The following is a 9,092-nucleotide window of genomic DNA, read 5'->3' on the forward strand; positions in this document are numbered from 1 at the left end:
GATCACGGCATACGTCATCCACCGTTCTGGGAGAAATGCACTCATGGCCGCCAAAGCAAGCTTTAGCTGGATCGACCCCCTCTTGCTGGATCAACAGCTCACTGAAGAGGAGCGCATGGTTCGAGACAGTGCCTATCAGTTCGCCCAGGACAAGCTGGCTCCGCGTGTGCTTGAAGCGTTCCGTCATGAGAAGACAGATACAGCGATCTTTCGTGAGATGGGTGAAGTGGGGCTGCTGGGCGCCACGATTCCGGAGCAGTACGGTGGGAGCGGTCTGAACTACGTGTGTTACGGGCTCATTGCTCGCGAGGTAGAGCGCATCGACTCGGGGTATCGCTCGATGATGAGCGTGCAGTCGTCGCTGGTGATGGTGCCGATCAATGAATTTGGCTCCGAAGCACAGAAGCAGAAGTACTTGCCCAAGCTGGCCAGTGGCGAGTGGATTGGTTGCTTTGGCCTTACTGAGCCCAACCATGGGTCGGACCCGGGGTCGATGGTCACGCGTGCCCGGAAAGTCGAGGGCGGCTATCGCTTGACCGGTAGCAAGATGTGGATCACCAACAGTCCTATCGCTGATGTGTTCGTGGTATGGGGCAAGGATGATGCAGGTGACATCCGCGGTTTCGTTTTGGAAAAGGGCTGGGAGGGCCTGAGTGCACCGGCCATTCATGGCAAGGTCGGGCTGCGCGCCTCCGTGACGGGTGAGATTGTGATGGACAACGTGTTTGTGCCCGAGGAGAACATGTTCCCTGAGGTGCGCGGGCTCAAGGGGCCTTTTACTTGCCTGAACTCTGCGCGCTACGGGATTTCCTGGGGAGCGCTAGGCGCTGCCGAGGCCTGCTGGCACACAGCGCGGCAGTACACCCTGGACCGGCAGCAGTTTGGCAGGCCGCTGGCGGCCAACCAGCTGATTCAGAAGAAGCTGGCCGACATGCAGACCGAGATCACCTTGGCGCTGCAAGGCTGCTTGCGCTTGGGGCGCATGAAGGATGAGGGCACGGCTGCTGTCGAGATCACGTCGATCATGAAGCGCAACTCATGTGGCAAGGCGCTGGACATCGCCCGCATGGCGCGTGACATGTTGGGCGGTAATGGCATCTCGGACGAATTCGGCGTGGCGCGTCATCTGGTGAACCTTGAGGTGGTGAATACCTACGAAGGCACCCATGACGTGCATGCTCTGATACTGGGGCGTGCGCAGACGGGTATCCAGGCTTTCTATTGATAAGGAGGCGGTCATGGGAGCGCTTTCGCATCTACGCGTGCTGGATCTGTCACGGGTACTGGCGGGGCCATGGGCTGGTCAGATCCTTGCGGACCTGGGTGCCGATGTAATCAAGGTCGAGCGCCCAGGTAAGGGGGATGACACGCGGGCGTGGGGGCCGCCTTATCTCAAGGACAGCGAGGGTGGCAGTACCGGCGAGGCGGCCTATTATTTGGCGGCCAACCGCAACAAGCGTTCGATCACGATCGACTTTACCCAGGCCGATGGCCAGCGACTGATTCGCGAGTTGGCTGCCAAGAGCGATATCGTCATTGAAAACTTCAAGGTAGGTGGCTTGGCGGGCTATGGGTTGGATTATCCCAGCCTGAAGGCTGTCAATCCGAAGCTCATCTACTGTTCGATCACCGGGTTCGGGCAGACAGGTCCCTACGCGCAGCGTGCGGGCTATGACTTCATGATTCAGGGGCTTGGGGGGCTCATGAGCCTGACAGGGCTGCCGGAGGGTGAGGTGGGTGCGGGGCCTGTGAAGGTTGGGGTGGCGCTGACGGACATTCTTACCGGGCTGTATTCGACGGTGGCGATTCTGGCGGCACTGTCTCATCGGGAGCAGCGTGGTGAAGGTCAGCACATCGACATGGCCCTGCTGGATGTCCAGGTGGCGTGCCTGGCCAATCAGGCGATGAATTACCTGACAACGGGCGCGCCGCCGCGGCGACTCGGCAATGCGCATCCGAATATCGTGCCTTATCAGGACTTTCCCACGGCCGATGGCGATTTCATTCTCACCGTGGGCAACGATGGCCAGTTTCGCAAGTTTGCAGAGGTGGCTGGAAATGCTCAGTGGGCGGATGATCCGCGGTTCGCTACTAATAAGGCGCGTGTGGCCAATAGAGGCGAACTAGTGCCTTTGATCCGCCAGGTGACGGTATTCAGAACGACGGCGCAGTGGGTGAGTGATCTGGAAGCAGTAGGTGTGCCGTGCGGGCCCGTCAACGACCTGGCGCAGGTGTTTAGTGATCCCCAGGTAATGGCGCGAGAACTGGCGGTGACCATGGCGCACCCGCTGGCGGGGACAGTGCCCCAGGTCGCTTCGCCGATTCGCTTGTCGCAGACGCCTGTTGAGTACAGGCATGCGCCACCGCTTCTGGGTGAGCATACGGAGAGCGTATTGAAGACGCTGCTAAGTGTGCCGGATTCCGAAGTGGAGCGACTGCGGGTGGCCGGGGTGATCTAGCGGGTCATTGCATCTATAGATAAGCGGGGGGCGGCAGCCCCCCGCTTTGCTTTTGATTTATATGAAATTAAAGGTTGACGCGGTTTCGAATCCCCTTATAATGCGCCCCACTTCCAGCGACATCGGAACGCGAAACTCCTTGAGATTCAATGGGTTAGCTAGTTCAGGTGGTGCTGTAAGGGCTACGATCGAACAGACCGGCAGCGGTTGAGAAGAAGGTTGACAGCGTGTTGAAACGCTGTAGAATTCGCCTCCCGCTACGAGAGATCGAAGCGAGTCAAGTGTTTGAAGTTGAACGAGTTTCTCGAAATAAACTTCAAAATAAACGCTTGACAGGCAATGAGGAAAGCGTAGAATGCGCGCCTCGGTTGAGACGAAACACGCTCAGCCAAACGCTCTTTAACAAATCGAATCAAGCAATTCGTGTGGGTGCTTGTGAGTACGGACTGATAGTCAGAAAGATTATCAGCATCACAAGTGGCCATGCGAGAAATCACATAGTCATTTGAGATTGCTGAGCCAAGTTTAGGGTTTCTTAAAAACCCAAGCAGTATTGAACTGAAGAGTTTGATCATGGCTCAGATTGAACGCTGGCGGCAGGCCTAACACATGCAAGTCGAGCGGATGACGGGAGCTTGCTCCTTGATTCAGCGGCGGACGGGTGAGTAATGCCTAGGAATCTGCCTGGTAGTGGGGGACAACGTTTCGAAAGGAACGCTAATACCGCATACGTCCTACGGGAGAAAGCAGGGGACCTTCGGGCCTTGCGCTATCAGATGAGCCTAGGTCGGATTAGCTTGTTGGTGAGGTAATGGCTCACCAAGGCGACGATCCGTAACTGGTCTGAGAGGATGATCAGTCACACTGGAACTGAGACACGGTCCAGACTCCTACGGGAGGCAGCAGTGGGGAATATTGGACAATGGGCGAAAGCCTGATCCAGCCATGCCGCGTGTGTGAAGAAGGTCTTCGGATTGTAAAGCACTTTAAGTTGGGAGGAAGGGTTGTAGATTAATACTCTGCAATTTTGACGTTACCGACAGAATAAGCACCGGCTAACTCTGTGCCAGCAGCCGCGGTAATACAGAGGGTGCAAGCGTTAATCGGAATTACTGGGCGTAAAGCGCGCGTAGGTGGTTTGTTAAGTTGGATGTGAAAGCCCCGGGCTCAACCTGGGAACTGCATCCAAAACTGGCAAGCTAGAGTACGGTAGAGGGTGGTGGAATTTCCTGTGTAGCGGTGAAATGCGTAGATATAGGAAGGAACACCAGTGGCGAAGGCGACCACCTGGACTGATACTGACACTGAGGTGCGAAAGCGTGGGGAGCAAACAGGATTAGATACCCTGGTAGTCCACGCCGTAAACGATGTCAACTAGCCGTTGGAATCCTTGAGATTTTAGTGGCGCAGCTAACGCATTAAGTTGACCGCCTGGGGAGTACGGCCGCAAGGTTAAAACTCAAATGAATTGACGGGGGCCCGCACAAGCGGTGGAGCATGTGGTTTAATTCGAAGCAACGCGAAGAACCTTACCAGGCCTTGACATGCAGAGAGCTTTCCAGAGATGGATGGGTGCCTTCGGGAACTCTGACACAGGTGCTGCATGGCTGTCGTCAGCTCGTGTCGTGAGATGTTGGGTTAAGTCCCGTAACGAGCGCAACCCTTGTCCTTAGTTACCAGCACGTTATGGTGGGCACTCTAAGGAGACTGCCGGTGACAAACCGGAGGAAGGTGGGGATGACGTCAAGTCATCATGGCCCTTACGGCCTGGGCTACACACGTGCTACAATGGTCGGTACAGAGGGTTGCCAAGCCGCGAGGTGGAGCTAATCTCACAAAACCGATCGTAGTCCGGATCGCAGTCTGCAACTCGACTGCGTGAAGTCGGAATCGCTAGTAATCGCGAATCAGAATGTCGCGGTGAATACGTTCCCGGGCCTTGTACACACCGCCCGTCACACCATGGGAGTGGGTTGCACCAGAAGTAGCTAGTCTAACCTTCGGGAGGACGGTTACCACGGTGTGATTCATGACTGGGGTGAAGTCGTAACAAGGTAGCCGTAGGGGAACCTGCGGCTGGATCACCTCCTTAATCGACGACATCAGCCTGCTGATGAGCTCCCACACGAATTGCTTGATTCATTTGCTGATGAGAAATCAGAAATGAACATTCCGGTGTGAATGTTGATTTCTGACTTTTGTCAGATCGTTCTTTAAAAATTCGGATATGTGATAGAAATAGACTGAAGACCAGTTTCACTGCTGGAATTCAGGCTAAGGTAAAATTTGTGAGTTCTGCTCGTAAGAGCGACGTGCGAATTTTCGGCGAATGTCGTCTTCACAGTATAACCAGATTGCTTGGGGTTATATGGTCAAGTGAAGAAGCGCATACGGTGGATGCCTTGGCAGTCAGAGGCGATGAAAGACGTGGTAGCCTGCGAAAAGCTTTGGGGAGTCGGCAAACAGACTGTGATCCAGAGATCTCTGAATGGGGGAACCCAGCCAGCACAAGCTGGTTATCTTGTACTGAATACATAGGTGCAAGAGGCGAACCAGGGGAACTGAAACATCTAAGTACCCTGAGGAAAAGAAATCAACCGAGATTCCCTTAGTAGTGGCGAGCGAACGGGGACCAGCCCTTAAGTTGATTTGAGATTAGTGGAATGCTCTGGAAAGTGCAGCCATAGTGGGTGATAGCCCCGTACACGAAAATCTCTTATCAATGAAATCGAGTAGGACGGAGCACGAGAAACTTTGTCTGAATATGGGGGGACCATCCTCCAAGGCTAAATACTACTGACTGACCGATAGTGAACCAGTACCGTGAGGGAAAGGCGAAAAGAACCCCGGAGAGGGGAGTGAAATAGAACCTGAAACCGTATGCGTACAAGCAGTGGGAGCCTACTTTGTTAGGTGACTGCGTACCTTTTGTATAATGGGTCAGCGACTTATATTCAGTGGCGAGCTTAACCGAATAGGGGAGGCGTAGCGAAAGCGAGTCTTAATAGGGCGTTTAGTCGCTGGGTATAGACCCGAAACCGGGCGATCTATCCATGGGCAGGTTGAAGGTTAGGTAACACTGACTGGAGGACCGAACCGACTACCGTTGAAAAGTTAGCGGATGACCTGTGGATCGGAGTGAAAGGCTAATCAAGCTCGGAGATAGCTGGTTCTCCTCGAAAGCTATTTAGGTAGCGCCTCATGTATCACTGTAGGGGGTAGAGCACTGTTTCGGCTAGGGGGTCATCCCGACTTACCAAACCGATGCAAACTCCGAATACCTACAAGTGCCGAGCATGGGAGACACACGGCGGGTGCTAACGTCCGTCGTGAAAAGGGAAACAACCCAGACCGTCAGCTAAGGTCCCAAAGTCATGGTTAAGTGGGAAACGATGTGGGAAGGCTTAGACAGCTAGGAGGTTGGCTTAGAAGCAGCCACCCTTTAAAGAAAGCGTAATAGCTCACTAGTCGAGTCGGCCTGCGCGGAAGATGTAACGGGGCTCAAACCATGCACCGAAGCTACGGGTATCACCTTATGGTGATGCGGTAGAGGAGCGTTCTGTAAGCCTGTGAAGGTGAGTTGAGAAGCTTGCTGGAGGTATCAGAAGTGCGAATGCTGACATGAGTAACGACAATGCGAGTGAAAAACTCGCACGCCGAAAGACCAAGGTTTCCTGCGCAACGTTAATCGACGCAGGGTTAGTCGGTCCCTAAGGCGAGGCTGAAAAGCGTAGTCGATGGAAAACAGGTTAATATTCCTGTACTTCCAGTTATTGCGATGGAGGGACGGAGAAGGTTAGGCCAGCCTGGCGTTGGTTGTCCAGGTTTAAGGTGGTAGGCTGAAATCTTAGGCAAATCCGGGATTTCAAGGCCGAGAGCTGATGACGAGTTGCCTTTAGGCGATGAAGTGGTTGATACCATGCTTCCAAGAAAAGCTCCTAAGCTTCAGATAACTGGGAACCGTACCCCAAACCGACACAGGTGGTTAGGTAGAGAATACCAAGGCGCTTGAGAGAACTCGGGTGAAGGAACTAGGCAAAATGGCACCGTAACTTCGGGAGAAGGTGCGCCGGCGAAGGTGAAGGGCTTGCCCCGTAAGCTTTTGCTGGTCGAAGATACCAGGCCGCTGCGACTGTTTATTAAAAACACAGCACTCTGCAAACACGAAAGTGGACGTATAGGGTGTGACGCCTGCCCGGTGCCGGAAGGTTAATTGATGGGGTTAGCGCAAGCGAAGCTCTTGATCGAAGCCCCGGTAAACGGCGGCCGTAACTATAACGGTCCTAAGGTAGCGAAATTCCTTGTCGGGTAAGTTCCGACCTGCACGAATGGCGTAACGATGGCGGCGCTGTCTCCACCCGAGACTCAGTGAAATTGAAATCGCTGTGAAGATGCAGTGTATCCGCGGCTAGACGGAAAGACCCCGTGAACCTTTACTATAGCTTTGCACTGGACTTTGAATTTGCTTGTGTAGGATAGGTGGGAGGCTTTGAAGTGGGGACGCCAGTTCTCATGGAGCCATCCTTGAAATACCACCCTGGCAACTTTGAGGTTCTAACTCAGGTCCGTTATCCGGATCGAGGACAGTGTATGGTGGGTAGTTTGACTGGGGCGGTCTCCTCCCAAAGAGTAACGGAGGAGTACGAAGGTGCGCTCAGACCGGTCGGAAATCGGTCGTAGAGTATAAAGGCAAAAGCGCGCTTGACTGCGAGACACACACGTCGAGCAGGTACGAAAGTAGGTCTTAGTGATCCGGTGGTTCTGTATGGAAGGGCCATCGCTCAACGGATAAAAGGTACTCCGGGGATAACAGGCTGATACCGCCCAAGAGTTCATATCGACGGCGGTGTTTGGCACCTCGATGTCGGCTCATCACATCCTGGGGCTGAAGCCGGTCCCAAGGGTATGGCTGTTCGCCATTTAAAGTGGTACGCGAGCTGGGTTTAGAACGTCGTGAGACAGTTCGGTCCCTATCTGCCGTGGACGTTTGAGATTTGAGAGGGGCTGCTCCTAGTACGAGAGGACCGGAGTGGACGAACCTCTGGTGTTCCGGTTGTCACGCCAGTGGCATTGCCGGGTAGCTATGTTCGGAAGAGATAACCGCTGAAAGCATCTAAGCGGGAAACTTGCCTCAAGATGAGATCTCACTGGGATCTTGAATCCCCTAAAGGGCCGTCGAAGACTACGACGTTGATAGGTTGGGTGTGTAAGCGCTGTGAGGCGTTGAGCTAACCAATACTAATTGCCCGTGAGGCTTGACCATATAACACCCAAGCAATTTGCTTCTGCAGATTGCGGTGGTGAAGATGACATGAACCGAAAGTTCGCAACACATCACAAACATCACATATCCGGATTCGCTGGGCTGTCCAACAGGACATTCTGGCTACAGAATTTCTTGACGACCATAGAGCATTGGAACCACCTGATCCCATCCCGAACTCAGTAGTGAAACGATGCATCGCCGATGGTAGTGTGGGGTTTCCCCATGTGAGAGTAGGTCATCGTCAAGATTCATTTCGCAAAACCCCTATCTGCGTATGCAGGTAGGGGTTTTGTCTTTAAGTAGAAGCTCTTGCTTTTCCTGGTAGGCCACGCAGCCAGCCAGCGGTAGGAAAATGGTGGTTGACAGCGTTTTTGAATGCTGTATTATTCACCTCCCGCAGCGAGAGATCGAGGCGAGTTAAGTGGTTGAAGTTAAACGATTTTTTCGAAAATACTTCAAAATAAACGCTTGACAGGCAATGAGGAAAGCGTAGAATGCGCGCCTCGGTTGAGACGAAGCACTCTCGGCCAAACGCTCTTTAACAAATCGAATCAAGCAATTCGTGTGGGTGCTTGTGAGTACGGACTGATAGTCAGAAAGATTATCAGCATCACAAGTGGCCATGCGAGAAATCACATAGTCATTTGAGATTGCTGAGCCAAGTTTAGGGTTTCTTAAAAACCCAAGCAGTATTGAACTGAAGAGTTTGATCATGGCTCAGATTGAACGCTGGCGGCAGGCCTAACACATGCAAGTCGAGCGGATGACGGGAGCTTGCTCCTTGATTCAGCGGCGGACGGGTGAGTAATGCCTAGGAATCTGCCTGGTAGTGGGGGACAACGTTTCGAAAGGAACGCTAATACCGCATACGTCCTACGGGAGAAAGCAGGGGACCTTCGGGCCTTGCGCTATCAGATGAGCCTAGGTCGGATTAGCTTGTTGGTGAGGTAATGGCTCACCAAGGCGACGATCCGTAACTGGTCTGAGAGGATGATCAGTCACACTGGAACTGAGACACGGTCCAGACTCCTACGGGAGGCAGCAGTGGGGAATATTGGACAATGGGCGAAAGCCTGATCCAGCCATGCCGCGTGTGTGAAGAAGGTCTTCGGATTGTAAAGCACTTTAAGTTGGGAGGAAGGGTTGTAGATTAATACTCTGCAATTTTGACGTTACCGACAGAATAAGCACCGGCTAACTCTGTGCCAGCAGCCGCGGTAATACAGAGGGTGCAAGCGTTAATCGGAATTACTGGGCGTAAAGCGCGCGTAGGTGGTTTGTTAAGTTGGATGTGAAAGCCCCGGGCTCAACCTGGGAACTGCATCCAAAACTGGCAAGCTAGAGTACGGTAGAGGGTGGTGGAATTT

Annotated in this window: 2 protein-coding genes and 4 rRNA genes (1 of these 6 only partly in view); all 6 read left to right on the plus strand. The window is 53.4% G+C overall.

The genetic code is table 11. The features are described 5' to 3' along the window. Window positions 1-43: 43 nt before the first annotated feature. The gene (locus B2J77_RS00700; protein ID WP_058603709.1) at window positions 44-1,225 is read left to right on the plus strand and encodes an acyl-CoA dehydrogenase; all 1,182 of its coding nucleotides are present in this window, start codon (window positions 44-46) and stop codon (window positions 1,223-1,225) included. Window positions 1,226-1,238: 13 nt separating this feature from the next. Next, window positions 1,239-2,459, plus strand: a complete 1,221-nt coding sequence (locus B2J77_RS00705) for a CaiB/BaiF CoA transferase family protein (protein ID WP_078477796.1) — start codon at window positions 1,239-1,241, stop codon at window positions 2,457-2,459. 555 nt (window positions 2,460-3,014) lie between these two features. Beyond that, window positions 3,015-4,551 (plus strand): 16S ribosomal RNA (locus B2J77_RS00710). 278 nt (window positions 4,552-4,829) lie between these two features. Beyond that, window positions 4,830-7,722 (plus strand): 23S ribosomal RNA (locus tag B2J77_RS00715). 134 nt (window positions 7,723-7,856) lie between these two features. Beyond that, a 5S ribosomal RNA gene (gene rrf, locus B2J77_RS00720) occupies window positions 7,857-7,972 on the plus strand. Window positions 7,973-8,419: 447 nt separating this feature from the next. Continuing rightward, a 16S ribosomal RNA gene (locus B2J77_RS00725) occupies window positions 8,420-9,092 on the plus strand; it runs 864 nt beyond the window's last position. Together the 16S, 23S and 5S rRNA genes form the textbook arrangement of a ribosomal RNA operon.

Source organism: Pseudomonas parafulva, assembly GCF_002021815.1.
GTDB lineage: Bacteria > Pseudomonadota > Gammaproteobacteria > Pseudomonadales > Pseudomonadaceae > Aquipseudomonas > Aquipseudomonas parafulva_B.